The 25,357-nt window shown below is 62.9% G+C and carries 21 protein-coding genes (1 of these 21 only partly in view); 10 read left to right on the forward strand and 11 right to left on the reverse strand.

Annotation, left to right across the window (positions count from 1 at the left end; all coding sequences use genetic code 11):
- A protein-coding gene (locus ACFSNN_RS10635) for a penicillin-binding protein 1A (protein WP_377779168.1) crosses the window boundary here: on the reverse strand, positions 1-2,364 show its 5' portion. 144 nt of this gene lie to the left of the window's left edge; only the first 2,364 of its 2,508 coding nucleotides appear in the window; it begins with the start codon at positions 2,362-2,364; the stop codon falls past the left edge of the window.
- 182 nt (positions 2,365-2,546) lie between these two features.
- On the opposite strand from ACFSNN_RS10635, the gene fabV reads away from it, so the two are divergent.
- On the forward strand, positions 2,547-3,743 hold the full coding sequence (fabV, locus tag ACFSNN_RS10640) for an enoyl-ACP reductase FabV (protein WP_134456064.1): 1,197 nt from the start codon (positions 2,547-2,549) through the stop codon (positions 3,741-3,743).
- Between the two features lie 44 nt (positions 3,744-3,787).
- On the opposite strand, the gene ACFSNN_RS10645 is transcribed toward fabV, so the two are convergent.
- The 4 genes from ACFSNN_RS10645 to ACFSNN_RS10660 form a co-directional block, all read right to left on the reverse strand.
- Positions 3,788-4,429, reverse strand: coding sequence for a TetR/AcrR family transcriptional regulator (locus ACFSNN_RS10645; protein ID WP_134456065.1), 642 nt, complete (start codon positions 4,427-4,429; stop codon positions 3,788-3,790).
- 125 nt (positions 4,430-4,554) lie between these two features.
- The gene (locus ACFSNN_RS10650; protein WP_012433016.1) at positions 4,555-4,899 is read right to left on the reverse strand and encodes a Rap1a family protein; all 345 of its coding nucleotides are present in this window, start codon (positions 4,897-4,899) and stop codon (positions 4,555-4,557) included.
- A gap of 139 nt (positions 4,900-5,038) precedes the next feature.
- Positions 5,039-5,662, reverse strand: a complete 624-nt coding sequence (locus ACFSNN_RS10655) for a glutathione S-transferase family protein (RefSeq protein ID WP_134456066.1) — start codon at positions 5,660-5,662, stop codon at positions 5,039-5,041.
- 74 nt (positions 5,663-5,736) lie between these two features.
- Positions 5,737-6,684: an AraC family transcriptional regulator gene (locus ACFSNN_RS10660; protein ID WP_134456067.1), complete on the reverse strand. Its 948-nt coding sequence runs from the start codon at positions 6,682-6,684 to the stop codon at positions 5,737-5,739.
- A gap of 218 nt (positions 6,685-6,902) precedes the next feature.
- Between ACFSNN_RS10660 and ACFSNN_RS10665 the strand changes: the two genes are divergently transcribed.
- The 4 genes from ACFSNN_RS10665 to ACFSNN_RS10680 all read left to right on the forward strand — a co-directional run bounded on the left by ACFSNN_RS10665 (position 6,903) and on the right by ACFSNN_RS10680 (position 11,437).
- Complete coding sequence (locus ACFSNN_RS10665) at positions 6,903-7,733, forward strand: oxidoreductase (protein WP_134456068.1); 831 nt, start codon at positions 6,903-6,905, stop codon at positions 7,731-7,733.
- A gap of 211 nt (positions 7,734-7,944) precedes the next feature.
- Positions 7,945-9,282 carry a glutamine synthetase family protein gene (locus tag ACFSNN_RS10670; RefSeq protein WP_134458848.1) on the forward strand — a complete coding sequence of 446 codons (1,338 nt, stop codon included), beginning with the start codon at positions 7,945-7,947 and terminating at the stop codon, positions 9,280-9,282.
- 88 nt (positions 9,283-9,370) lie between these two features.
- Positions 9,371-10,729 carry an aspartate aminotransferase family protein gene (locus ACFSNN_RS10675; RefSeq protein ID WP_134458850.1) on the forward strand — a complete coding sequence of 453 codons (1,359 nt, stop codon included), beginning with the start codon at positions 9,371-9,373 and terminating at the stop codon, positions 10,727-10,729.
- 60 nt (positions 10,730-10,789) lie between these two features.
- Positions 10,790-11,437 (forward strand): GntR family transcriptional regulator, encoded by a 648-nt coding sequence (locus ACFSNN_RS10680; protein WP_134456069.1) that lies wholly within the window; start codon positions 10,790-10,792, stop codon positions 11,435-11,437.
- A gap of 112 nt (positions 11,438-11,549) precedes the next feature.
- Here the strand turns inward: ACFSNN_RS10680 and ACFSNN_RS10685 are convergent, their stop codons facing one another.
- Both ACFSNN_RS10685 and tam read right to left on the reverse strand, forming a co-directional pair.
- Positions 11,550-11,915 (reverse strand): hypothetical protein, encoded by a 366-nt coding sequence (locus ACFSNN_RS10685; protein WP_134456070.1) that lies wholly within the window; start codon positions 11,913-11,915, stop codon positions 11,550-11,552.
- A gap of 185 nt (positions 11,916-12,100) precedes the next feature.
- Complete coding sequence (gene tam, locus ACFSNN_RS10690) at positions 12,101-12,874, reverse strand: trans-aconitate 2-methyltransferase (protein ID WP_134456071.1); 774 nt, start codon at positions 12,872-12,874, stop codon at positions 12,101-12,103.
- A 148-nt stretch (positions 12,875-13,022) separates the two neighbouring features.
- On the opposite strand from tam, the gene ACFSNN_RS10695 reads away from it, so the two are divergent.
- Entirely contained in the window at positions 13,023-13,919 is an 897-nt protein-coding gene (locus tag ACFSNN_RS10695; protein ID WP_134456072.1) for a LysR family transcriptional regulator, read from the forward strand.
- Between the two features lie 2 nt (positions 13,920-13,921).
- Here the strand turns inward: ACFSNN_RS10695 and ACFSNN_RS10700 are convergent, their stop codons facing one another.
- From ACFSNN_RS10700 to ACFSNN_RS10710, 3 genes are all read right to left on the reverse strand, one after another.
- On the reverse strand, positions 13,922-15,136 hold the full coding sequence (locus ACFSNN_RS10700) for a porin (protein ID WP_134456073.1): 1,215 nt from the start codon (positions 15,134-15,136) through the stop codon (positions 13,922-13,924).
- Positions 15,137-15,204: 68 nt separating this feature from the next.
- Complete coding sequence (locus ACFSNN_RS10705) at positions 15,205-16,656, reverse strand: APC family permease (RefSeq protein WP_208949462.1); 1,452 nt, start codon at positions 16,654-16,656, stop codon at positions 15,205-15,207.
- A 263-nt stretch (positions 16,657-16,919) separates the two neighbouring features.
- Positions 16,920-17,924: an AraC family transcriptional regulator gene (locus ACFSNN_RS10710; RefSeq protein WP_134456074.1), complete on the reverse strand. Its 1,005-nt coding sequence runs from the start codon at positions 17,922-17,924 to the stop codon at positions 16,920-16,922.
- A gap of 198 nt (positions 17,925-18,122) precedes the next feature.
- Here ACFSNN_RS10710 and ACFSNN_RS10715 point away from each other — a divergent pair, with 198 nt between their 5' ends.
- The 4 genes from ACFSNN_RS10715 (at position 18,123) to ACFSNN_RS10730 (ending at position 23,666) form a co-directional block, all read left to right on the forward strand.
- The gene (locus ACFSNN_RS10715) at positions 18,123-20,108 is read left to right on the forward strand and encodes a primary-amine oxidase (RefSeq protein ID WP_134456075.1); all 1,986 of its coding nucleotides are present in this window, start codon (positions 18,123-18,125) and stop codon (positions 20,106-20,108) included.
- On the forward strand, positions 20,089-21,096 hold the full coding sequence (locus ACFSNN_RS10720; RefSeq protein WP_134456076.1) for a hypothetical protein: 1,008 nt from the start codon (positions 20,089-20,091) through the stop codon (positions 21,094-21,096). The genes ACFSNN_RS10715 and ACFSNN_RS10720 overlap by 20 nt, the downstream gene beginning before the upstream one ends.
- Positions 21,097-21,134: 38 nt before the next feature.
- Complete coding sequence (styD, locus tag ACFSNN_RS10725) at positions 21,135-22,613, forward strand: phenylacetaldehyde dehydrogenase StyD (protein WP_134456077.1); 1,479 nt, start codon at positions 21,135-21,137, stop codon at positions 22,611-22,613.
- Positions 22,614-22,730: 117 nt separating this feature from the next.
- Positions 22,731-23,666, forward strand: a complete 936-nt coding sequence (locus ACFSNN_RS10730; protein WP_134456078.1) for a LysR substrate-binding domain-containing protein — start codon at positions 22,731-22,733, stop codon at positions 23,664-23,666.
- 26 nt (positions 23,667-23,692) lie between these two features.
- Here ACFSNN_RS10730 and ACFSNN_RS10735 read toward each other — a convergent pair whose 3' ends face one another.
- Positions 23,693-25,354 (reverse strand): GMC family oxidoreductase, encoded by a 1,662-nt coding sequence (locus ACFSNN_RS10735; RefSeq protein WP_134456079.1) that lies wholly within the window; start codon positions 25,352-25,354, stop codon positions 23,693-23,695.
- Between the last annotated feature and the right edge of the window lie 3 nt (positions 25,355-25,357).

Below are 25,357 nucleotides of genomic sequence, written 5' to 3' on the forward strand. Positions count from 1 at the left end.
GCCGCTTGCCGCAAGCGGCGCGGAACCCGGCGCCGGCAGCATCGGCGGCTGCGGCAATGCGCGCGGCCCGGCCACTGCGGCGGAAGCCGACGGCGCAACCGCGGGTTGTTCGGGCACAACAGCCGGCGGCCGACGCGTCGTCCCGCGCTGCACCACCGGCGCCTCCGGCTTAGCGGGCGATCCCGCGAACAGATTCTGGAACCAATCGCGCAACCTGCCTGAGCGCTCGGCGAACCAGCCCGGCGCCTGGTCGGTGGCGAATTTGACGCGGCTGTCGACCAGCCTCGAACGCTGCGCGCGCTGGAAGAAATCGCCGACGATCGGCAGCGCGCTGTGCGCCCCCTGCCCCCAATAGTCGCTGCGCAAGGTCACGCGGCTGTCGTTGAAGCCGACCCACGCGCCCGCCACGAGCTGCGGATGAATCAGGATGAACCAGCCGTCCGCGTTGCCCTGCGTCGTGCCCGTCTTGCCCGCGACGTCGCCGCGCACGCCGAAGCGGCTGCGAATGCTCGAGCCCGTGCCGCGGTTCACCACGTCGCGCATGACGTCGATCAACACGCGGTCGGTGTCGGCGGGCAGTTCCTGTTTCGGCGACACCGGCGCGAATTCGGCCAGCACCTCGCCTTTGCGGTTCTCGATACGCGTCACCATCACCGGCTCGACGTAGCCACCGAGGTTGGCGATCGTGCCGTAAGCCGAAACCATTTCCTTCAGCGTGACGGGGCTCGTGCCGAGCGCGAGCGACGGCACCGGGTCCAGTTCGCTGTCGCGCACACCCATTGCGCGAGCGAGGCGCGCGACCTTGTTCGGGCCGACCGTCTCCATCAGTTGCGCGGTGATGCGGTTGCGCGAGTACGCAAGGCCGTCGCGCAGGCTGATCTTGCGTTCGCTCGGCTCGTCCTCGTCGCTCGGACGCCAGACTTCGCCGCCTGCCAGCGGAATTTCCACGGGCTTGTCGACGAAGGTATCGGCGGGCCTCGCGCCCGACTCGAAGGCCGCCGCGTACACGAACGGCTTGAAGGTCGAGCCCGGCTGGCGCCGCGCCTGCTGGACATGGTCGAACGGGTCCTGACTGAAGTCGCGGCTGCCCACCCACGCGCGGATCTGGCCGTTGCGCGGGTCCATCGCAAGAAAGTCGGCCTGCACGCGCGTCTTGGACTCGCATACCGACTTCACGAGATCGCGGTCGGCCGAGACGCGCTTGAGCGCGTCGTCATCGTTCAGACCGGCGTCTTTGGCGGCGCGGTAGTCAGGCGTTTCGCGCAGGAAGGTCTGCAGCAGATCGCGGCCGTTCGAACAGCCCGCGCGGGTGCCCCACGCCGCGTTGGCAATGTTCTGCAACTGGTTGCCCTGCAAGGTCACGGCCTGGGTCGCCATCGTCTGCAGACGCGAATCGATGGTGGTGCGCACCACCAGCCCGTCGGCATACATGTTGTAGTCGTTCCGGTCCGCCCACGACGCCAGCCACTTGCGCAGCTGCTGCGCGAAATGCGGCGCGGGTCCGGGCGGTTCGGTCTGGCGCTCGAAATCGATGCGCAGCGGCCGGCGGCTCAATGTCGCGTAGGCGGCCGGCGTCAGTTTTCCGTACTTGACCAGTTGGCCGAGCACCGTATTGCGCCGCTGCAGCGCCCGTTCGGGGTTCAGCACCGGGTTGTAGTAGCTGTTGCCCTTGAGCATGCCGGTCAGCGTCGCGCTTTCCAGCACATTCAGGTCGGAAGCCGATTTGTCGAAATAGGTGCGCGCCGCCATCTCGATGCCATAGGCGTTGTAGAGGAACGGCACCGTGTTCAGATATGTCTCGAGAATCTCGTCCTTGCTGTAGAGCGCCTCGATCTTGAAGGCCGTGATCGCTTCCTTCAGCTTGCGCGTGAGCGTCGGCGCGCGGCCGATTTCGTCGGGATAGAGATTGCGGGCGAGTTGTTGGGTGATAGTCGAGCCGCCCTGCCGGTCGCCGGAAAACGTATGCAGCGCGGCGGAGGCCGTGCGCCGCCAGTCGAGGCCCCAATGCTGGTAGAAGCGGTGATCTTCGGTGGCGATCAGCGCATTCACCACGTTCGGCGAGATGTCCTTGAGCTTGACCCACTCGCGGTTGGACGGCTTGAATTCGGCCAGCAGCTTGCCGTCCGCCGACAGGATCTGCGCCGGCTGCTCGATCTTGGCCTTGCGGATATCGCCGATGCCCGGTGTGAACGGAATCAGGATCAGCACGTACAGCGCCAACAGCAGCGGAAGCGCCGCGCAAGCCTTCAGCACGCCACGACGCGTAGGATGGCGCAGGTGCCACAGCGCCTGGGCAATGAGCGGGTTGGCGAGGGTCAGCCCTTTATCGAGGGCCGCCAGAAATGAGGGGATGAGGCGCTTCACACTAGCCAATCGTCGGACGGGAAAGGCGCAATCCTACCAAGTTGCGCGGCAGCGGCCGATTTTTTGCCCGCGGCGCGGGGCCGGCGTGCCGCCGGAAGCCAAACCGGCGCGGCACGCCCGCAACCATCGCGGCCCATTGCGCGGCCCACTATAATGTCGCCAATTCCGACAAGAGGTGCTTCATGATCATCAAACCGCGCGTGCGTGGCTTCATCTGCGTTTCCACCCATCCGACCGGCTGCGAAGCCAACGTCCGCGAACAGATCGACTACGTCAAGGCGCGCGGCCCCATCGCCAACGGCCCGAAGAAGGTGCTTGTGATCGGCGCATCCACGGGCTACGGCCTCGCCGCCCGCATCAGCGCGGCGTTCGGCTCGGACGCCGCCACGCTCGGCGTGTTCTTCGAGCGCGCCGGCAGCGAAACCAAGGCCGGCACGGCCGGCTGGTACAACACCGCCGCCTTCGAGAAATTCGCCACGGAGAAAGGCCTGTACGCGACCAGCATCAACGGCGACGCGTTCTCCGATGAAGTCAAAGCGCGCACCATCGAAGTCATCAAGCGCGATCTGGGTCAGGTCGATCTGGTCGTCTACAGCCTCGCCGCGCCCAAGCGCACGCATCCGAAGAGCGGCGAAGTGTTCAGCTCGACCTTGAAGCCGGTCGGCAAGGCAGTGACTCTGCGCGGCATCGACACGGACAAGGAAGTGATCAAGGAAACCGTGCTCGAACCCGCCACCCAGAAAGAAATCGACGATACCGTCGCGGTGATGGGCGGCGAAGACTGGCAGATGTGGATCGACGCCCTGCTCGAAGCCGGCGTGCTCGCCGACGGCGCGAAGACCACGGCGTTCACCTATCTCGGCGAGAAGATCACGCACGACATTTACTGGAACGGTTCGATCGGCGCGGCCAAGAAAGACCTCGACCAGAAAGTGCTGGGCATTCGCGAGAAGCTGGCGGCCAAGGGCGGCGACGCGCGCGTCTCGGTGCTGAAAGCGGTCGTCACGCAAGCGAGTTCCGCGATCCCGATGATGCCGCTGTATCTGTCGCTGCTCTTCAAGGTCATGAAGGAGAAAGGCACGCACGAAGGCTGCATCGAGCAGGTCTACGGCCTGTACAAAGACAGCCTGTACGGCACGGCGCCGCACATCGACGAAGAAGGCCGTCTGCGCGCGGACTACAAGGAGCTCGACCCCGAAGTGCAGAACCGCGTGCAGGAACTGTGGACGCAGGTGACCAACGACAATATCTACGAACTCACCGACTTCAGCGGCTACAAGACGGATTTCCTGCGTCTGTTCGGCTTCGAGATCGCGGGCGTGGATTACGAAGCGGACGTCAATCCGGACGTGCAGATTCCGAAGCTCGTGCAGGTTTGATAAAGCGCGGGGCCTTGGGTGGCCCCGCTGCGCACTTGCTCCCGTTATATCGCGTTGCTGCCGTCCACTCTTCTTGACTGCGCCACGTAGCCGTCCACCGCGCGCATCACGCGCGTTTCCAGCGCGGCGGCGTCACGCTCGTCGCGCTCGCCCGCCTGATCGACCATGCCGCGCACGATCGCCAGCAGATCGCGCGCGACCCGATCCACATCGTCTAGCTCAGGCACCTGAGTCTTCTCCGTCAACGCGCTGACCAGCGCCGCATGAATCGTGTCGGCGATGCGCTGATTGCGCTCGTCCACCGGCAAGCGGCGCTCCTCCATATCGATGATGCGCGCCAGCACCGGCCTGCGCATCTGATGCGCGACGGAGGCGCGCACCATCGCTTGCACGCAGTCGCGCGAGTTCTCCAGTAGCGACGCCGCCTCGACGTCCGCCACCAGTTGCGCGGTTTCGCGTTCGATCAACGCCACGGTCAGCGCATCGCGATTCGGAAAGTATTGATAGAGCGAGCCGATGCTGACGCCGGCCCGTTCCGCAACCGCGTTGGTCGTGTAGCCCTCGAGTCCGCGCGTCTCCAGAATGCGAGCCGCCGCTTCGAGCACGGTCTCGACAGTTTGCGCCGAACGCCGCTGAAGCGGCGCTTTACGGGGCTTCAGACGTTGCGTGGAAGCGGATTTGGCCATGCCGGGAATGCGAGTTTTAAATGTGAGTGTTCGCTCGTATTGGCTACGCGAAGAACGACGAGCGCGGCGCGCTGACGGCGGCTTGAACCGCGCCGACTGCGCCCGTTACGCGGTCGCGCTGGACCTCAGCAAGGAAACGCCGCCTGAAGCGAACGGAGAATCGCGAGGCCGATCGGAAAATCATCGGACAGGCCCGGGTGGTTGGTGAAGAACGTGTCGAGCAACGGATAGACGTTCTGGTTGCCGATAGCGAGATTTGGCGGCGGGCAGAAGAGTGCCGGCTTCTTCTTCGACACCAGTTCGCCGTTCGCCCAGCCGAACGCGTTGATCGTGCCGGTAATGTACGCGGCGTAGATCGAGTTGTTATCGGCATGCGCCCATTGTTTGTACTGCGCGGCCGTCATCTCGGCGCTCGCATTCAGAGTGAAACACGCGGCCAGCAACGCCAGCGCAACTTTCGATACCCGCATGGTGGAACCTTCAATCGGTGTCGCAAAAGTGGCCATTGTAGGCGAGTCGAGGCGCGCCGCGCAGCAGCGCGCGCATGGGCGGGAATCCGTAAGCATCGCGTACGGATTGTTGTAAGCCGCGCGGCGGTTTGCGCAAGCGTTACGGCGTACCGTTGCGGCAATACAACCGGTAGCCTTCGCGCGTGGCGAGCCGCGCCATATACGCGTCAACCGCCGGCAAATCGCCGTGTTGCAGCGGCGTTTCCAGCCAGCGGTTGATGGACAGCGCGAGCGGAATGTCCGCGAGCGAAAATGCGTCTCCGGCGATGAACGCGCCGGTCTTTTGCAACCGGTCTTCGATCATGGCCATATGCCTTGCCCAGTTCGCGCACGACTGCTCGATCTGCCGCCGATCCTGGTGTGCCGGAGATTGCCGGACCAGCGCCAGAAAGGCGTAACTCCAGGAGCGGTTCAACTCGGTCGCCTGCCAGTCGATCCATTGATCGCAGCGGGCGCGCTCGCGTGGCTCAACCGGATATAACCACTCGCCGTGATAGCGGCCGGCCAGATAGCGGATGATCGAGTTCGACTCCCACAGCACGAACTCGCCGTCCTTGATGACGGGGACCATTGCATTGGGATTCAGCGCGAGAAATTCCGGCACGCCGGTCGCGCGAAATCCCGAACCCCAGTCTTCCTGTTCGAATGGAAGCGCGAGTTCCGCACAGGTCCACAAGACTTTGCGGACATTGATGGACGAGGTCTTGCCGAGTATTTTTAGCATGGGTTCAAAGCGTATCGACGGCTCGATGGAACGGACAGGCACAGTTCGCGCCGTGCGCGCCGGGCCAGCCCCGCTCAATGCGACGCGACGAAGATCGACCCCGGCGCGGGCGGAGGCACGGAGAAGGATTTGCGCATCCGCTCCGCCTCTTCGATGGGACTGCGGCCGAACAGGCGCTTGAATTCGCGGCTGAATTGCGAGGCGCTTTCATAGCCCACCTGCACGCACGCGTGCGCCGCCGTCACCTCGTTTCTCACCATCAGCAGGCGCGCCTGATGAAGCCGCGTCGACTTCAGATATTGCATCGGCGACGTACGCGTCACCGCCTTGAAGTGCGAGTGGAAGCTGGGCACGCTCATGTTCGCTTCCAGCGCGAGCTGCCCGATGTCGAGCGGTTCGCGATAACACGCGTGAATCTTGCGGATCACTTTGGCGATCCGGGCGAACTGGCCTTGCGCGGTCAGCGCGGCGCGCATCGATCCCCCCTGCTCGCCGGTCAACACGTGGAAGTAGATTTCGCGCACCAGCGCCGGGCCTAGCAGTTCCGCTTCCAGCGGCACGCTCATCGCTTCCAGAAAGCGCAACACGGTGGCGCTCAGTTTCGCGTCGAGCGGCGTCGACATCATGCCGCGCGGTTCGGCCGGCACGCCCGCGTCCCGCTCGTCGAGTTGCAGCATCAGATCGGCGGCCAGCTTGAAGTCGAGACGGAAATAGATGGCGAGCAAGGGCTCGGCCTCGCTGGCTTCGGTTTCCATCGAGAATGGCACCGGCACCGAGACCGCCAGATAGTGCTGCGCGTCGTACACATAGACCGTCTCGCCGAGAAAGCCCCGCTTGCGTCCCTGACAGACGATCACCACGCCCGGGTCGTACAGCACCGGCGTGCGGCTAAGCGGGCGGTTCGAACGCAGAAAGCGCACGTCGGGCAGCACGGTGAGGTTGTAGCCTTCCAGCGGCGCGAGATTTTCGAGCAAGGCCACCATGCGTTGCCGCGCGCCCGGATCCTGATGCTTGTGCTTCATTCCGGTCACTGTCTCCATGGCTAGGCAGATTGCAATGTGCCATCGCCGCGCCGGAAAATCCATCCGTTCATAGGATTAGGCAATCAATGCAGACGTCCCGGCATTCGCGCCCGGCCCTGCTGCTCCTACCATTCAGTTCTGGGCTGTTGCCGTCGATGCCACGCGTTTTCACCCGAAAGCGCCATGTGATGACGGACTCAATCAAGGAGTGGATCACCATGAGCAAAACGTTTCTGATCACCGGCGTGAGTTCCGGCTTCGGCCGCGCGTTCGCACAGGCGGCGCTCGACGCGGGACATACCGTCGTCGGCACGGTGCGCAATGAGGCGGCGTGCGCTGCGTTCACGGCCTTGGCCGCCGAACGTGCGCACGCGGTCGTGCTCGACGTCACGGATTTCGAGGCGATCGCGCCCGCCGTCGCCGCGATCGCCCAAACGGTCGGCCCGATCGACGTGCTCGTGAACAACGCCGGCTACGGTCACGAAGGCACGCTGGAGGAATCTCCGCTCGACGATCTGCGCCGTCAATTCGACGTCAACGTGTTCGGCGCGGTCGCGGTGATCAAGGCCGTGCTGCCCGCCATGCGCGAGCGGCGCTCGGGCCACATCGTCAACATCACGTCGATGGGCGGTTTCATCACGATGCCCGGCATTGCGTACTACTGTGGCAGCAAATTCGCGCTCGAAGGCATCACCGACGCGCTCGCCAAAGAAGTAGCCGGCTTCGGCATCAAGGTCACGGCCGTCGCCCCCGGCTCGTTCCGCACGGATTGGGCCGGCCGCTCGATGGTCCGCGCGGGCCGCAGCATCGCCGACTATGACGCCCTGTTCGACCCGATCCGCGAAGCACGCGAGGCGAAGAGCGGCAAGCAGGCGGGCGATCCGCGCAAAGCGGCGCAGGTGCTGCTGGAAATCGTCGCGGCAAACAATCCGCCGGTGCATCTGCTGCTCGGCAACGATGCGCTCGACCTGGTGAAAACGAAGCTGGCGGCGCTCAACGAGGAAATCGAACAGTGGGAAACGCTGTCACGCTCGACTGACTTCGCCTGAAACAAAAGAGACGCTGCCGAGCTTGCAAAATTGTGAGGCGCGCGCGGGTTTCATCCGGTTTTACAAAACGCGCAAGCCGTGTCATGATTTGATCAAATCCCACAATACAAAAAAATCCAGCTTTTCCGAACAGGCGGCTCAGCGCGCTCCGTTGTCGAAAGCGCCTCGTGCCGCTGTCACCAACCGACTGGAGTCAACCTTGCAAAGCAATCTGCGTGGCGATCTGCGCGAATTCCTGGAGCATCACCGGATCCATGAAGTGGAGTGCGTGATACCGGACATGACCGGCGTCGCGCGCGGCAAGATCGTGCCGAAGAACCTGTTTCTCTCGGAAGGCAAGATGCACATGTCGAATGCGCTGCTGATGATCACCGTCAACGGCGAATTCGCGAATTTCGAGCGCTTTGTCGGGCCGAGCGATCCGGACATGGTCTGCATTCCCGATCCGAACACCGTGCGGCTGGTGCCGTGGGCGATCGAACAGGTTGCCGTGGTGATTCACGATTGCGTCGGGCTGGACGGCGAGCCGATCGGCATCTCGCCGCGAGCGGTGTTGCGCCGCGTGCTGCGGCTTTACGAAGCGCGAGGCTGGCGCCCGGTGGTGGCGCCCGAGATGGAGTTCTATCTGATCGCGCAGAACAAGAATCCGCATGAACCGCTGCGCCCGCCGCTCGGCCGCGCGGGGCGCCACGAAGCCGGACGCCAGTCGTTTTCGATCGACGCGGTCAACGAATTCGATCCGTTCTTCCAGGACCTGTCGCGCTTTTGCGAAATGACCCAGCTCGGCGTCGAAACGCTCGTGCACGAAGTCGGCGCCGGGCAAATGGAGATCAACTTTTCGCACGGCGACGCGCTCGATCTCGCCGACCGCGTGTTCCTGTTCAAGCGCGCGGTGCGCGAAACGGCCTTCCGCCACGGCATTTTCGCCACCTTCATGGCCAAACCGATGGAGCACGAACCGGGCAGCGCGATGCATATTCATCAAAGCATCGTCGATCGGGAAAGCGGGCTGAACATTTTTTCGCTGCCGGACGGCTCGGCGAGCCCGCTGTTTTTCAACTATATCGGCGGCCTGCAGAAGTACATGCCGCAAGCCATGCCCATGTTCGCGCCGTACGTGAACTCCTACCGGCGCCTGTCGCGCTTCACGGCCGCACCGATCAACGTGCGCTGGGGTTACGACAACCGCACCTGCGGAATCCGCGTGCCGAACTCCGGGCCGGACGGGCGGCGGCTCGAAAACCGCGTGCCGGGCGTCGACGTGAACCCGTATCTCGCCATGGCGGCCACCCTCGCCTGCGGCTATCTCGGCATGGTGGAACAGCAGGAAGCGTCGGCGCCGATGATCGAAAGCGCCTACGACCTCGAATACGAGTTGCCGCGCGGTCTCGAAGACGCCCTCAAGGCGCTGTCGAAATGCGGCGAACTCGCCGAGGTGCTCGGCGACAGCTTCGTGCAGGCGTATTGCGCGGTGAAGGAAAAGGAATTCGAGACCTTCTCGCAAGGCATTACCGCGTGGGAACGCGAGCATCTGCAACTGCTCGTCTGAGCGCGGACCACGGTACGCGAAGCACGGTACTCGAAGCACGGAACACGGAACACGGCAGATAACCCGATTGGAGAGCGAGCAATTGCCATTGGATACCCGTCACGGCATCAACTGGGCGCGCGCGCAGGCGCTTGTCGAGCGTGAACGCCGCGCGTTCGTCGAGGCCATGCCGAAGTCGCGCGCGCTGTCCGAACGCGCGGCGCGCCATCTGCTGTTCGGCGTGCCGCTGCACTGGATGAACGACTGGCCGACGCCCTTCTCGCTGTACGTCGACGAAGCGCGCGGTGCCGCGTTTACCGACGTGGACGGCCACCGCTACGCCGACTTCTGCCTCGGCGACACCGGCGCGATGTTCGGCCATTCGCCGGCGCCGGTCGCACGGGCGCTCGCCGAGCAGGCGCAACGCGGCCTCACGACCATGCTGCCGGGCGAAGACGCCGCGTGGGTCGGCGAAGAACTCGCGCGCCGTTTCGGGCTGCCGTACTGGCAATTCGCGATGACCGCGAGCGACGCCAACCGCTTCGCGCTGCGCTGGGCGCGCGCGGCGACCGGGCGCAAGCAGATCGTGATTTTCAACGGCTGCTATCACGGCACCGTGGACGACGTCTTCGTCGATCTGGTCGATGGCCGGCCGCAACAGCGCGACAGTCTGATCGGTCAGGTGCACGACCTGCTCGGCAGCACGCGCGTGATCGAATTCAACAACCTCGCCGCGCTGGAACACGCGCTGAAAGACGGCGACGTGGCCTGCGTGCTCGCCGAACCCGCGATGACCAACATCGGCATGGTATTGCCCGAACCGGACTACTGGCGCGAGGCGCAGGCGCTGCTGCGCCGCTACGGCACGCTGCTCGCCATCGACGAAACGCACACGATCAGTTGCGGCCCCGGCGGCTATACGAAGGCGCACGGGCTCGAACCCGATCTGTTCGTGCTCGGCAAACCGGTCGGCGGCGGCTTTCCGTGCGCCGTGTACGGCTTCAGCGCCGAACTTGCCGCGCGTGCGCAACAGGCCAAGCGCAGTGCGCCGCCGGGACACTCCGGCATCGGCACGACGCTCACCGCGAACATGCTCGCCATGAGCGCGATCCGCGCCACGCTAGCCGAGGTGATGACCGACGCGGCCTACGCGCATATGTTTGCGCTGGCCGGCCGGATCGAGAGCGGACTGCGCGACGCGATTGCACGGCACGGCCTCGCGTGGTGTGTGACGCGTGTCGGCGCGCGCAACGAATTCCAGTTCATGCCGACGCCGCCGCGCAACGGCAGCGAAGCCGGACGCCGGCTCGATCCGGAGCTGGAACTCGTCTTGCACCTTTACTTGCTGAATCGCGGCGTGCTGATCACGCCGTTTCACAACATGATTCTGGTGTGCCCGGACACGTCGGTGGAAGACGTCGACAAACTGGTCGCCGCGTTCGACGCCTGTCTTGGCGAACTGATCTGAGGTCGCGCCGACGCACTGGCTTTTTTACCCCTTTTTCCATGGGGTTTTGCATCGAGCTTTATGAAAACTTCGCGCCATCACACGCTGCAGGACCAGACCTACGACACGCTGCGGCAGTGGCTCACGATCGGGCGCTTCGTGCCCGGCGAGCGTATCAAGATCCGCCACGTCGCCGCCGAACTCGGCGTGGGCGAAATGCCGGTGCGCTCCGCCTTGCAGCGCCTCGCGGCCGAATCGGCGCTCGTCAATGTGCCCAATTGCGGCGTGACGGTGCCGCATCCATCGAAGGAACAGTTCGACGATGTGCTGCGCGTGCGTCTGATCCTCGAAGGCCAGGCGGCCGAACTCGGCGTGCCGCATCTCACGGCGCACGATCTCGATACGCTGGAAAAACTGAACGCGCAAATGGCGCAGGCGTTGCGCAGCGCCGACGCCAAAAGCTATCTCGACGCCAACGAGGCATTCCATCTGATTCTGTACCGGGCGGCCGGCTCGCCGCTCTTGCTGGAGCTGATCGAAACCGTGTGGCTGCAAGTCGGCCCGATTTCAAATCTGCTGTTTGGCGAGGCGCTATTTGCCGATACGCTCAACGACGCGCACGACGATCTGCTGACTGCCGCGAAAGCGCGCGATGCGGCCGGCGTGCGGCGGGCGATCGAGCGCGATCTGAATCATGCGGCGATATGTTTGCGCGAGCAGTGCCTGTGAACGCGCGACGGGTAATCCGACAAATTCGCGGGCCTGGCGGCAATGAGATTGCAAGCGCTTGAGCACGAGGCAATCACTTGATGATGTGTGTGCGCAAGCGAACACCAGAACGCTAATCCGCCAACCTCTTATCCGCCAGAGCGGTCTGACAATCGGCAATGACTTGCCGAACGAGCCGGGCCTGAGGATCGAGTTCATCGGTATCGAGAATCTCCTCGACCGCATCTCTCGCCCAGTCCGCCTCGACAAACTGCGCGTGGCGCCGTGCGATCTCCACCGCGGTAGCGCTCAATTTGGCGATCGTCAGCCAGTCGGCCTCCCGCGCCCGGCGGTCGAGCCACTTGTGCGCGGCCTGCACGTGGAACGCCGCGTCCGGCCAGTCCTCATTCAGGTAGTAAGCGCCAAGACTCCCGCATGTGAGCCAGCACAACAGCTCCAGACGGTCCCGTGGACTCAGATGATGGCGTACATCACTCATGGCGACGCTCGCTGCGGTGGATTGCGTTCCGGTGAGGACGGCGTGTCGCCGGCCCCCGCTTCGATAGAACAATATCACGCAGAATTCAAGCGCGGCAATTCCTGAGTACCCTGGCGGTGCGGCGCCAAAGCGGCACGGCAACCCGCTTGCGGGCCGCACCGCGCCTCGCTCGCGAGCCGGCGCCGCTAGCGGGTAGCGACGATGAACAGGCGCGGAAACGGCAGCAGCACCGTGCCGTCGGCGAGCGCCGGATAAGCCGCGGCGATCGCCTCGCGGTACCGCCCGAGGAAAGCGGCTTGCTCCGCGTCGTCGAGTTCGGCGAGGAACGGCCGCAGCGCGCTGCCCTTGAACCATTCGACCACCGCGTCCGCGCCACCCGCGAGCGGGTGATGGTAGACGGTGCGCCACACGTCGACCCGCGCGCACAGCGGGTCGAGCAAGGCGTAATACCACTGTGCGCCGTAGCGCATGGTGCGCTCGACGCCTTTGAGTTTCTGCGCCCACGGGCCGTCGGCGGCAATCTCGCGCAGCAGAAGGTGCGCGGGTTCGTCGAGGTTATCCGGCATCTGCACCGCAAGGCTGCCGCCCGGCGCGAGCTTGCCGACGAGCGACGGAAACAGCCGCTCGTGGTCGGGGACCCACTGCAATACCGCGTTGGCGAGAATCAGGTCGTAGGGTCCGGGTGCGTCCCACGTGGCGATGTCGCTCACGTCGAAGCGGAATTGCGGCAGACGCTGGCGGGCCGCCGCGATCATGTCGGGCGAACTGTCCATGCCGCTGACCGCCGCGCCCGGCACGCGCGCCGCGAGTGTCTCGGTCGAGTTGCCCGGGCCGCAGCCGATATCCACCGCTGTCTTCACATCCGCCGGCGGCACGGCGGCCAGCAGATCCCTGACAGGACGCGTGCGCTCGTTTTCGAACAACACGTACTGCTTCGCGTGCCAATCCTTGTTCGACATAATCTGGGACTCCTTGTATTCGAGGTGGCCGGATCGGTGATGGCCGGTCTGAACTGCGCGGCATTCCAACCGATCCAATTCGCCCATTCTCGGCGGCACGACGTGCGGAGTAAAATGAATTTATCACTCCGATTCCTCAATTTTACTGATGAAAATCGACACACTCGGCGTTCAGGCGTTCGTCGCCATTGCGGATCGCGGCAGCTTCCAGAGCGCCGCCGATTCGCTGCACGTCACGCAAACGGCCATTACGCAGCGTCTGCGCAAGCTCGAAACCTATCTCGGCGTCACGCTAATCGAACGGACCACGCGCTCCATGGCGCTCACCGAAATCGGAGAAGGTTTTCTGCCGCAAGCGCGCCGCTTGCTCGGCGAACTCGCCGATGCGCTGGTCGAAATCCGCGAGACGGGCGTGGCACGCCGCGGCGATGTGTCCATCGCCTGCGTGCCGACGGTCGGCGTGCAGTATCTGCCGCGTATCCTGCAGGCGTATTCGGCGCGCTATCCGCATAACCGCATCAGGATTCTCGATCACGCGTCGTCCGCGGTGGAAGCAGCCGTGCTGCGTCGGGAAGTCGAATTCGGCATCAATATCGCGGGCGAGCATCATCCCGATCTGGCGAGCGTGCCGCTCACGGAGGACCGCTATGTTCTGATTTGCCACGAGGATCATCCATTGGCGAAGCGGCGTCGCATCGCCTGGCAGCAATTGCAATCGTATCCGCTGATCTTTGCCGGCGAAGTGAGCGGCAACCGTGCGTTACTGGACGTCGCGCTGGAGCCGAGCCAACTGGCCCTGCGCTCGTTCTACGAAGTGCAGCGCAGTTCCACGGCCGTCGGGCTGGTCGCGCAGGGTGTGGGCGCGGCGGTGGTGCCGGCGCTTGCATTGCAGAAAGGCGCGTATCCGACGGTGCGGATCGTCGAACTCACACAGCCGGCCGTGTCGCGCACGCTCGTGCTCGTGGCGCGCAAGACCGCGCAGTTGTCGCCTGCCGCGCAGGCGCTCTACGACATGATCCTCGAGCAGGCGACGTTCAAAGCGTGATTTCAAAAGTTGTGGCGCAACCCCACAACCACCGAGACCTGCCGATCGGTATCAGAATTCACCACGTTCGGAATTTGCGCGAGGTTCTCACTCGCGCCGGTCACAGGATCGACCCCTAACCCGGCGCCGGAAGACTTCTGTCCAATCGCCACGGCATAAACAGCGGTGCGTTTCGATAAGCTATACACCGCTCCGAGATTGATCTGATGCACGCGAGTCGAGCTGCTTCCGCTGGGCTTCACATCGTTGAAGATATAGGCAAGCCCAAGCTGAAAATCCGGCGCAAGCGCGTAGGTGGTGTTCAACTCGGCGATATCGAATGAAACATCAGCGCCGGCCGGGCGTGCCGCGCTCGCAAAGTACTGGCTCTGCGACAGCCGCGTGTGCGTATAAGTCACCGCCACGTTCGCCTTGCCGAACGAATACGAGCCCCCTGCTCCAAAGATCCGCACCTTGCTCGCATCCTGCAGCAGACAGTACGACGCGTCCGCGTTCGCGCAACTGAAGTCGCCGATATAGCTGCTCGTACCACCCAGCGCCGCCTGCAATGGCTGATTCAACTCCAGATACCCCGCGCTCAACGACAATGGCCCCTGCGCGTAATTCGCCGCCAGCGCCCAGCCCTTGTTCTGCGAAAAATTCCCCGCTACGCCGCCCAGGCTGAACAATCCTCCAATCGTGAATCCGCCAAAGCTCGGGCTGATGTACTTGATCGAATTGTTGAAGTTGAACGCCTCGTTCAAGTTATCGACGTCGCCGAAATGCGAGCCGTACAGCGTCGCCCAGTTATTACTCGATGCATACGCACCCATGTAATCCGAGAACGGATCGTACTGACGGCCGAACGTCAGCGCGCCATACGTTGCGTTGTTCAGACCGACCCACGCATTGCGATTGAACAGCGTATTCGATTGCAGCATCGCGCCGCTGCCGATCAGAAAGCTGTTCTCCAACGCGAAGTTGACCGTCGTACCGCCGCCGATATCTTCCGTGCCCATCAAGCCCCAGCGCGACGGCACCAGATTGCCGCCTCCGAGTTGATAGTTCGCGTGTCCGTTGGTGCTGCCGTTGGCGAGCGTCGTTTGCTGGTTGCTGGTGTAGATGAGGCCGGCGTCGACCGTGCCGTAAAGCGTCACCGAAGATTGCGCGTGCGCGCCCATCGAAAGGCCGAACGCGGCCAGCGCAAGCGCCGAGCGCTTGACGAAAGTGTCTGCCATGATTGTCGTGTCGAGAAGTGAGGTAGCGGGTTATCGCGCCGGGTTGGCGCGGTTCGCGTGGTGCGCTTTTATTGGCCGAAGCGTGCGTAGATATCCGGGTGCTTCTTGCGCAGGACGAGACCGATCACCACGCCGACCAGCGCCACCGTGAACACGATCCAGGGAAACGATTTGACGATCGGACTATCGGAGCCACTGAGCGCGTCGAGATTGCGCACCAGAATCACGCCGATATACAAGAGGCCGAGGCCACCCACCAGCGGCGCCACGAACGAGTGCCATACGCGCGTGTCCTTGCGCGTCTTGCGGAAGAACGCGATCACCGAAAAACTCGTCACCGCCTGCAACATCACAATGCCGATCGTGCCGAGCGCCGAACTCCAGCTGAACACAATGTTGAACACGTCGCTGCCTGCCGCGATAAAGAGGCCGAGCAACACGCACACGGAAAGCGTCTGCAGGTAGCTCGCCACATACGGCGAACGATATTTTTCATGCACACGGTTGAGGACCTGCGGCAGGATGCCTTCGAGACTCAGCGCATGGATATAACGCACCAGCGTGTTATGAAACGACAGCAGGCTCGCGAAAATACTGCTGAGCAGCAGGAGGCTCATCACCGTCGTGACTGCATTGCCCAGATATTTGCCGGATTGGATGAACCAGAAGTCGCCAGGCTGTTTGGTCGCGACCGTGACCACATCGGCGAGGCCATACGCGCAGACGATGGTCCATGTGACGAAAGCGAAGAACACGAGAATCAGCATTACGGACACGTACGTGGCGCGCGGCACCGTCACCTTCGGATCGCGACATTCCTTGCCGTATATCGCGGTCGCCTCGAAGCCGATGAACGAGGCAAAGGCAAACATCACCGCAATGCCGAGGTGGCCGCTGAACACATGCTGCGGCGTGAACGGTGCGAGCGTAAGCCCGTTCGGTCCGCCGCCATGCACGACGATCGCGATGGCGAGCACCAGTAGAATGCCCAGTTCGAGGCACATCAGCACGCCGAGCAGGCGGCTATTCAGATCGATGCCGCGAATGCCGGTGAATTGCACCACGGCGACGCAGATCAGCGAATACCCGTACCAGGGCAACGCGGTATGCAGGAGCGGCGAGAGAATCACCGTGCAGAAGAAACCAAACAGGCCGTACAGCGCGATCTGGATGAACGTGTACGACATCAGCGCGACGAGCGCGCCCGCCATGCCCAACGGCCGCCCGAGTCCGGCGGTGATGTACGCGTAAAACGCGCCGGCCCGCACCACGTGCCGGCTCATCGAGGCAAAGCCCACGCTGAAAATCAGCAGCACCGCGCCGGCGATCACGAACGCGCCCGGAATGCCCGCGCCGTTGCCCAGGCTGATCGCGGGCGGCACCGCGCCGAGCATGCCGGTCAGCGGCGCGGCCGCCGAAATCACCAGGAATACGATCTGCCATAAGCCCAGCGTATTGCCTTTCAATTCCACGGGGTTCTCCGCGTCGACCGCTCGGGTCGGAGAATAGGGTTCACTCATCGCTGCCTCTGTTGTGTTGGCTAGTCTGGGACTCGCCTGAACCCTGCACTGCTGATCCAGACGCTCGCTTGACCGATCTCCGATGCTTCGGTGTGAGCGCATGGTAGGTAGCTAAAAAATAAAGCGACTTCGCGAACCGCGCCAAATTTTCGATAATTTGCGCCAATGCGGGGAAGCCCGAATGCGGCCGTTTTGAGTGGATATTTAGGAACCTGAACTATTCTCGCGCAATGCTTTCGCTCTGAAAGAAAAGGCAAAACACGTCACGGGTTATTTTTCTTCCAGCTACGCGTGGCGCGCCACAAGACAGTGGCATCCGCGTAACCAACCGCGCGTGCAATCGCCGCATTGGTGAGTTCTTCCCTTTCGAGCAGGCCTTCGACACTGCGCTGCCGTTCCTCTCGCACAATCTGCCGCACGGAAGTGCCCTCTTGCGCAAGGTGCCGCTGCAACGAGCGATGCGAGAGACCCAGATCCTTCGCAATGTCGGCGACGATCAGTTTTTCGCGCGCGAGCCGCCGCGTCACCAGATCGCGAACCTGCTCGGCAATGCTGTGCGGCATCGCATCCCGCGCGATCAGATCGGTGGCGTGGCGCTCCATCATGCGCACCATTTGCGAGTCGGCGCTTTTGAGCGAAGCGTCGAGATCCTGCGGCCGCAAAATCAAGCCGTTGAAAGGCTGTTGAAAGCGCACCGGCACACGAAAGATGCGCGCATATGGTTTGAGATCGGCGGGCGCGGCATGTTCGAAATGCACTTCGACCGGATTCCACGCCGCGCCGCGCACGAGCCGAACCATGTGGCACATGGTCGAGAGACTGTATTCCGCATCCTGTCGGCGCGGCCAGATTTGCGGACTGGCGATCTGGTAGGTCCAGATCGGCCATTCGTCGTCGCGCAGCAATTCGCAGGTCGTGGTGTTTTGCCACGACGCCAGCGCAAGCACGAACTTGCGCATGGCCGCATTCAGCGTGGGCGACGAGAGAAACACCAGACCCGCCGGCCCGAGTTCCGTCAATTGCACTTCGCTGCCTAAACGCAGGCCGAGCGCGGATTCGCCCAGAACCTCCGCGGCACGTTCGAACGCCGCGACGTAGCGCGTAAGCGGCAGGATTTCATAAGGATTCGACAGGAGCTTGCGGCTCATGCCGAACTCCTCCAGCAGCGCGTCGCAATGCGCGCCCGATGCATCGAGTGCGCGCACAACCGGTCCCATGACCGCGGCGCGGATCATCGGGAAACTGCCGTTGAGCGTGACTTTTTTCATACTGAGCGTCTCCTCTCCAGTCTGCGCTGATGGTGGCTCGAGTCATTCCTCCTGGCGCACTTTATCGTTCATTTGGCGCGATACGCAAGCGCGAAAATATTATTGGGTTCCTACGATTTGCCATCGACTCAGCGTTCGCCGCGCCTCATTCATCTCGCGAGCACGCTGTCCGGTCCAGCAACTCCTTACGGGAATCTTATGAACACGAATGCCACGAAAGCCGCGCACGCCCCCGTTCATCCGCTCGATCCGCTGAGCGGCGCAGAAATGCAGCTCGCGTGCGATCTCGTGAAAGCCGCCGAGAAACTCGACTCGCACGCACGTTTTCCGATGGTCGAATTGCGCGAGCCGCCGAAAGCCGAAGTGGTGGCATTCAAGACCGGTGAATATTTTTCGCGCACGGCCTTCGTGCTCGCGATCGATCGCACGAATGGCGCGACGATCGAATTCGAGGTGGACCTGAGAGAAAAGAAAATCGCCGCGCGCCGTGTGATGCCGTTCGGCGAGGCACCGTACGGCCAGCCGCCCATCATGATCGACGACTTCATGAACGCGGAACAGATCGTCAAGAGCGATGAAGCGTGGCGCGTGGCAGTCATGAAGCGCGGCCTCAGCGAAAAGGATCTGGAACGCGTTCAGGTCGATCCGTTCTCGGCGGGCTGTTTCGATCGCGAGAATGAAAACGGCCGGCGTCTCGTGCGTTGCGTGAGCTACTACCGCGAGACGTTGACCGATAACGGCTACGCGCATCCGATCGAAGGCGTGATGGCCGTGGTCGATCTGCTCGAAAAGAAAGTGATCGAACTGGTGGACGACGGCCGCATCATTCCGATTCCGCGCGCCAAGCACAACTACGACACACCGAGTCTCGGCGAACCGCGCAGCACGCTCAAGCCGCTGTCGATCAATCAGCCCGACGGCCCGAGCTTCACGATCGACGGCTGGCATGTGAGCTGGCAGAACTGGAACTTCCGCGTCGGTTTCACGCCGCGCGAAGGGCTGGTGCTGCATCAACTGTCGTGGGACGACGGCAAGAGCACACGCCCGATCATCTACCGTGCGAGCGTGACGGAAATGTGCGTGCCCTACTCCGACCCGACCACTAACCACTACTGGAAAAGCGCGTTCGACGCGGGTGAATACGGTCTGGGCAAACTGGCGAATCAGCTCGAACTCGGTTGCGATTGCCTCGGCACGATCCGCTATTTCGACATTCCGTCCGCGGACGATTTCGGCAACCCGTTCGTGATGAAGAACGCCGTCTGCATGCACGAAGAAGACTACGGCACGCTGTGGAAGCACTATGAATTTCGCACCGGCGTATTCGAAATGCGGCGCTCGCGACGCCTCGTGATCTCCTTCTTCGCCACAGTCGGCAATTACGATTACGGCTTCTACTGGTATCTGTACCAGGACGGCACGATTCAGCTCGAATGCAAATTGACCGGCATCGTGCAAACGTCGGCCGTGGCCGATGGCGACACTTATCCGTGGGGCGGCATGATCACGGAGAACCTCGGCGGCCCGACGCACCAGCATTTCTTCAACGCGCGCATGCACATGATGGTGGACGGCGAGCGCAACACCGTGACCGAACACGAATTCGTGCCGCGTCCAATGGGCGAGAACAATCCGTACGGCAATGTGTTCGATACGACCAAACGAGTGTTGAAGACCGAAAGCGAAGCTGCCCGCAACGCGAATGGCAGCACAGGCCGTTACTGGAAAGTCAGCAATCCGAACGTGAAGAATGCCGTCGGCGCGAATCCCGGCTACAAACTGGTCGTGAACGACTCGCCGCTGATGCTGGCCGACGAACGTTCGAAGGTGCGTCAGCGCGGCGGTTTTGCCACGCGTCACGTGTGGGTTACGCCGTTCGATCCGGCTGAGCGCTATGCAAGCGGCGATTATCCGAATCAGCATTCGGGCGGCGACGGCTTGCCGCGTTATATCGAGGCGAACCGCAATATCGAGAATGAAGATGTCGTGCTGTGGCACAGCTTCGGCCACACGCATGTGTGCAAACCCGAGGACTTCCCGGTGATGCCGGTGGAGTACGCCGGTTTCATGCTCAAGCCGAACAACTTCTTCTCGGCCAATCCGACGATGGACTTGCCGGCCGAGCGTGATCTGAACAGCGTCGAAGACGGCAAGTCCACGGATCATGGCTGCTGCAAGCACTGATCCACTCGTGCCTCGTGTGCGGCACGCCGCTTTGGCACGCATGCTGTGCGCGGGTGCGGCATGCGTGTGCCTCGCAGGCGGCGGCGCTGCGCTGCTGATGCAGGCCAGCCTCGACCGGCACGCCACCGAGTTATGGATGAGCGCGCTGATGCTGGCGGCCATGATGAGTGTGCCGCTGTTGATGTCGCGCTCATCAGGCCGAACCACGCTGCTGGCGAGCGCCGCGACGCTTATCGCGACGATCGGTGCAATGAATAGCGTGCCGGCGTACTTGAACGGTTCGGCGCATGGCATAGCGATTGCCGTGCTGATGATCGCGGCGGGCGTCGGCATGTTGTTCAATCGGCTGCACGCCAACGCCGAATCGCGTCACTACGTGGATCGCGGCATTAAGCAAGATCCCGATTCGACCAAGGTGGCGACACCACCAGCTGCAACGGCTCTCCTCGCCTTGCTCGCAGGACTATCCAGCGGCAGTCTCGCCCGCCTCCAGCTCTTTGCAATCTGCGGCGTCAGCGGCGCACAGCCGTTCTGGCAAATCTCGCTGTCGCTCGCAACCGTCTGCGCACTGGCAGTGATCGCCGAGCGCTCGCGCGGCAATCGCATGTTGATGGCGTTATACGTCGCGCGCGCGACGCTGATCGGCGCGCTCGCGGCGAACGACAATCCCGCGCTCGCGCCACTCGCGGCAGCGGCCTTTCTGATTCTCGACTGCCTGACGATTCCGGCGCTCGTGAACTTGCGCGGCAACTCGACCAGCGTACTGAGCGCCAGTTGCCCCGGCGTTGCGCATCACATCGGCATGGTGCTCGGCGCGGCGTTGTCCACGACCCCCTACTTCTTCGACGATGGATTCGTCTTGCTGTACGTATTGAGCGCGACGGCGAATGTGATCTGCGCCGCGTCGTTAGCAACGCGTTGGCGCGCAAAGCGACACGTCCACACGCACCTGAACCCATACCGCCGTCAGACGAACCCTTCCGGCTAGCGCCACGGCCATTCAACCCCCAACGGAGACGAACCACCATGACCGAACACAAACCAGCGGCCACGTTGCCGCACACCATGTTCATCAACGGCGAAAAAACCGGCAGCGCCGCGGGTAAAACCTTTCCGGTCTTCAACCCCGCCACCGCTGAAGAAATCGCGCAGATCCCTGATGCTTCCGAAGCGGATATCGATCACGCGGTCAGAACCTCGAAAGCAGCCTTCGAATCCGATGCCTGGCGCAGAATACCGCCGGCGGTCCGCGAGGGTCTGCTGCTGAAACTCGCCGACCTCGTCGAGCGGCATAGCGACGAACTCGCCACGCTGGAAACACTGAATCAAGGCAAGCTGTTCGGTTTCTCGAAGATGCTGGAAGTGGCGGGCAGCGTGCAATGGCTGCGTTATATGGCTGGCTGGGCGACCAAGATCGAAGGCAGCACGTTCGATCTGTCGATTCCGTTCCCGCCGGGCACGCGCTACAACGCATCGACCAAACGCGTGCCGGCCGGCGTGGTGGCCGCGATCGTCCCGTGGAATTTTCCGCTGCTAATGGCGGTATGGAAAATTGCCCCGGCGCTGGCCTGCGGCTGCACCGTGGTGCTGAAACCCGCTGAAGAAACGCCGCTGACTGCGATCCGTCTCGCCGAACTCGCGCACGAAGCGGGTTTTCCTGCCGGCGTGTTCAACGTTGTGACCGGCCGCGGTGAAACCGCCGGCGCGGCGCTCGTGCGGCATCCGCTGGTGAACAAGGTCACGTTCACGGGATCGACGGAAGTCGGGCGCATCATCGGCCGTCAATGCGCGGACGATCTGAAGCGCGCCTCGCTCGAACTGGGCGGCAAAAGCCCGGTGATCGTGCTCGACGACTGCGATCCGCGCAAGGCGATTGAAGGCGCCGCCGGCGCGATCTTTTTCAATCACGGCCAGGTTTGCACGGCGGGCTCGCGCCTGTATGTCGCGCGCTCCATCTATGACGAAGTCGTGCAAGGCATTGCCGCCGTCGCCGACGGCATCACGCTCGGCTCCGGTTTCGACGCGGCGACGCAGATGGGCCCGATGGTCTCCGCGCGGCATCGCGACAAAGTGGCCGGCATGATCGCGCAGGGCAAGGACGAAGGCGGCGAGATTGTGTCGCGTGATGCGCGCGTGGAGCGCGAGGGCTACTTCGTGCGTCCGACGGTGATCGCCAATCGCGCCTGCAAGCCGCTTGCCGTCGTCAAGGAAGAGGTGTTCGGCCCGGTGCTGGTCGCCATGCCCTACGACGATCTCGATGAAGTGCTGGCTCAGGCGAACGCCTCCGAGTACGGTCTCGGCGCGAGCGTCTGGACCAATCAGCTCGACAAGGCGCTGCGGCTCGTGGACGGCATCGAGGCCGGAACGGTGTGGGTCAACACGCACAACATGGTCGACCCGGCGATGCCGTTCGGCGGCTTCAAGGCATCGGGCATCGGCCGCGAACACGGCAAGTCGATCATCGAATCCTATACGGAAAGCAAGTCGGTCTGTATTGCTTATTGACGCTGCAACGCCTGCGCGGCGAATTCATGGGCGGCGCGCCGCGCAGGCAAACCAGTAAAATGCCGGGACATCGCGCCACTTCGCGCTTACTCCCGGTCGAACATCTTGAAACGCAAAATGCCCGCGCTGAATGCGCTAAAAGCCTTCGAAGTCGCCGGCCGCACGGGCAGCTTCACCCGCGCCGCGGAACTCCTCAACGTCACGCAAAGCGCGGTGAGCCGGCAGGTTCGGCAACTGGAGGCGCAATTGGGCGAGACGCTGCTGCAGCGCCACCATCATCATCTGGAACTTTCGGCGGCCGGCCGCGTTCTCCTGCAAGCACTGCAGCAGTCCTTCGACCGGATCGAACTCACGGTTCGCGGCCTGCAGGAAAAGACCCATCGCAATCGCCTGCGCATCAATGCGCCACCCACATTCACGAGCCGCTGGTTGATGCCGCGCCTCGGCCGCTTGCGTGACGCGCATCCGCAACTCGAACTGAGTCTGTCGACGCGCGTCGACGACAACCTCGCGGAATCCGGCGTGCTCGATTGCGCAGTCCGTTTCGGCAATGGCGAGTGGGAAGGTGTCGAAAACCGTCTGTTGATGAGCGAGCGGCATATCGCGGTGTGCTCGCCCGCCTTGCTCGCACGCCAGACGGGTAGCGCGGCAATCGATCTGAATCAGTTCACGCTGTTGCATGTGCTCGCGAGCGCCGATCAGCGCTACCTCACCTGGCAGCATTGGTTGAAGGCGGCGGGCATTGAAAACGTGGATACGCGTGGCGGTTATGAATTCGATCTGCTCGATCACGCGATTCGCGCGGCAATCGACGGGCTCGGCGTGACCATCGCCGACCGTCACATGATCGCGCGCGAACTGGCCGAGGGCCAACTCGTGCAAGTGTTAAACGTGCATGTGAACGGGCATCAGTCGTACTGGTTCGTCACGCGCGCCGAACAGGACGAACTGCCGCACGTCGCGTTGTTTCGCGACTGGCTGCAGCAGGAAATCTGGTTGAGCGGACGGGCGCTCGATGCATCGGAATCGGCGCCTTTGAGCGACGCCGGTTGAAGCCGGTTGAAGCGCGCGTTACCGAATCACGCCGCTGCAGCCATCTCGGCGGTGACAGGCCGAAACGCAACTTCGCTCGCGGCGTCTTCGAGAATCACGTCGGCGCCCTTCTCCGCCACCATCATGGTCGGCGCATTGATATTGCCCGACGTGATGTTCGGGAAGATCGACGCATCGACCACCCGCAAGCCCGCGATGCCGTGCACGCGCAACCGCGCATCCACCACCGAGGTCTGCGGATCGTCGCCCATTGCGCACGAACCGCACAGGTGATAGATCGAGCCCGATTGCTCGCGGAAGTACTGCAGGAAGCCTTCACGCGTATTCACCTGCGGGCCCGGCGAAATCTCCTCGACCGTGATCGCCTTCAACGCCGGCGACGCCATCACCTTGCGCACCAGTTCGCAACCCTGAATCACTTCGTCGATGTCCTTCTCCGTGGTCAGCGCGTTGATGCGGATCTTCGCCGCGTCTTCAGCGCGATTCGACGCGATCTCGATCGAACCGCGGCTGGTCGGCCGGCACGGATTGAACGCCAGCAGAAAGCCCGAATACGGTTCCGGTTCGAGATTCGCCTTGTTGCTCTTCGGAATCCGGTACGACAACGGATTGAAGTACAACTGCAGATTTGGCTGCGCTTGCCGATCGTTACCTTTGAAGAAACCGCCCGACTGGTTCACGCTCATCGCGAGCGGCCCCTTGCGCGTCAGCAGATATTGCAGACCGAGCTTGAGCTTGCCGAGCAGCGGCCGCATTTCGTCGTTCAGCGTCTTCATGTTCGCGCGATAGTAGAAGCTCACGCACAAATGGTCTTGCAGATTCTGGCCCACGGCGGGCAGTTCCTTGACCATCGCGATGCGATGCTTCGCCAGCAATGCGCTGTCGCCCACGCCGGAGAGTTGCAGCAGCTTCGGCGAATCGACCGCGCCCGCCGACAGAATCACTTCGCGCGTCGCCATGAATTGCCGCGTGGTGCCGTTCTGCGTCACGCTCACGCCGATCGCGCGTTGGTTGCCGTCGAATAGAACGCGGCTTGCCAGCACGTCGCGCTCGACGGTGAGGTTCTTGCGCGACAGCACCGGGTGCAGATACTCGAAGCTGCTCGACGAGCGCTGGCCGTTGCGCGTATTCACGTCGTAAATGCCGGCGCCTTCGAATTGCGCGCCATTGAAGTCGTCGCTGCGTTGATAGCCGGCCTGATCGCAGCCCTTCAGGAACACGTGGCAGATCGGATGCACCGCGTCTTTCATCGGCGAGATACGGATCGGGCCGTCGGCACCGTGATAGTCCGTATTGCCGAGCGGATGCGATTCGAGCTTGCGGAAATACGGCAGCACGTCGCGAAATGTCCAACCTGTATTGCCGGCGGCGGCCCAATCGTCGAAATCATGCGGCTGGCCGCGCACGTAGATCATTGCGTTGATCGAGCCCGAGCCGCCCTGCACCTTGCCGCGCGGACAATAGATCGGCCGGTTGTCGAGTTCCTTTTCCGGCTCGCTGTAGTACATCCAGTTGTAGGTTTCGTTGTAGTAAGTCTTGGTGAAACCCACCGGAATCTTGAACCAGAACGAGCTGTCCTTGCCACCCGCTTCGAGCAGCAACACCGAATATTGGCCCGACGCCGACAGGCGATTAGCGAGAATGCAGCCCGCCGAACCCGCGCCAACGATGATGTAATCGTAGTTCATGCT

The organism is Paraburkholderia dipogonis (genome assembly GCF_042680985.1).
Lineage (GTDB): Bacteria > Pseudomonadota > Gammaproteobacteria > Burkholderiales > Burkholderiaceae > Paraburkholderia > Paraburkholderia phytofirmans.

Coding starts and splice junctions, on each gene's coding strand:
- ACFSNN_RS10680 (WP_134456069.1), top strand. CDS start 10,790: ATGAAAACTTCGCGCCATCACACGCTGCAGGACCAGACCTACGACACG.
- ACFSNN_RS10695 (WP_134456072.1), top strand. CDS start 13,023: ATGAAAATCGACACACTCGGCGTTCAGGCGTTCGTCGCCATTGCGGAT.
- ACFSNN_RS10645 (WP_134456065.1), bottom strand. CDS start 4,429: ATGGCCAAATCCGCTTCCACGCAACGTCTGAAGCCCCGTAAAGCGCCG.
- ACFSNN_RS10735 (WP_134456079.1), bottom strand. CDS start 25,354: ATGAACTACGATTACATCATCGTTGGCGCGGGTTCGGCGGGCTGCATT.
- ACFSNN_RS10655 (WP_134456066.1), bottom strand. CDS start 5,662: ATGCTAAAAATACTCGGCAAGACCTCGTCCATCAATGTCCGCAAAGTC.
- ACFSNN_RS10730 (WP_134456078.1), top strand. CDS start 22,731: ATGCCCGCGCTGAATGCGCTAAAAGCCTTCGAAGTCGCCGGCCGCACG.
- ACFSNN_RS10660 (WP_134456067.1), bottom strand. CDS start 6,684: ATGAAGCACAAGCATCAGGATCCGGGCGCGCGGCAACGCATGGTGGCC.
- ACFSNN_RS10685 (WP_134456070.1), bottom strand. CDS start 11,915: ATGAGTGATGTACGCCATCATCTGAGTCCACGGGACCGTCTGGAGCTG.
- tam (WP_134456071.1), bottom strand. CDS start 12,874: ATGTCGAACAAGGATTGGCACGCGAAGCAGTACGTGTTGTTCGAAAAC.
- ACFSNN_RS10700 (WP_134456073.1), bottom strand. CDS start 15,136: ATGGCAGACACTTTCGTCAAGCGCTCGGCGCTTGCGCTGGCCGCGTTC.
- ACFSNN_RS10715 (WP_134456075.1), top strand. CDS start 18,123: ATGAACACGAATGCCACGAAAGCCGCGCACGCCCCCGTTCATCCGCTC.
- ACFSNN_RS10705 (WP_208949462.1), bottom strand. CDS start 16,656: ATGAGTGAACCCTATTCTCCGACCCGAGCGGTCGACGCGGAGAACCCC.
- ACFSNN_RS10665 (WP_134456068.1), top strand. CDS start 6,903: ATGAGCAAAACGTTTCTGATCACCGGCGTGAGTTCCGGCTTCGGCCGC.
- fabV (WP_134456064.1), top strand. CDS start 2,547: ATGATCATCAAACCGCGCGTGCGTGGCTTCATCTGCGTTTCCACCCAT.
- ACFSNN_RS10720 (WP_134456076.1), top strand. CDS start 20,089: ATGGCTGCTGCAAGCACTGATCCACTCGTGCCTCGTGTGCGGCACGCC.
- ACFSNN_RS10650 (WP_012433016.1), bottom strand. CDS start 4,899: ATGCGGGTATCGAAAGTTGCGCTGGCGTTGCTGGCCGCGTGTTTCACT.
- styD (WP_134456077.1), top strand. CDS start 21,135: ATGACCGAACACAAACCAGCGGCCACGTTGCCGCACACCATGTTCATC.
- ACFSNN_RS10710 (WP_134456074.1), bottom strand. CDS start 17,924: ATGAAAAAAGTCACGCTCAACGGCAGTTTCCCGATGATCCGCGCCGCG.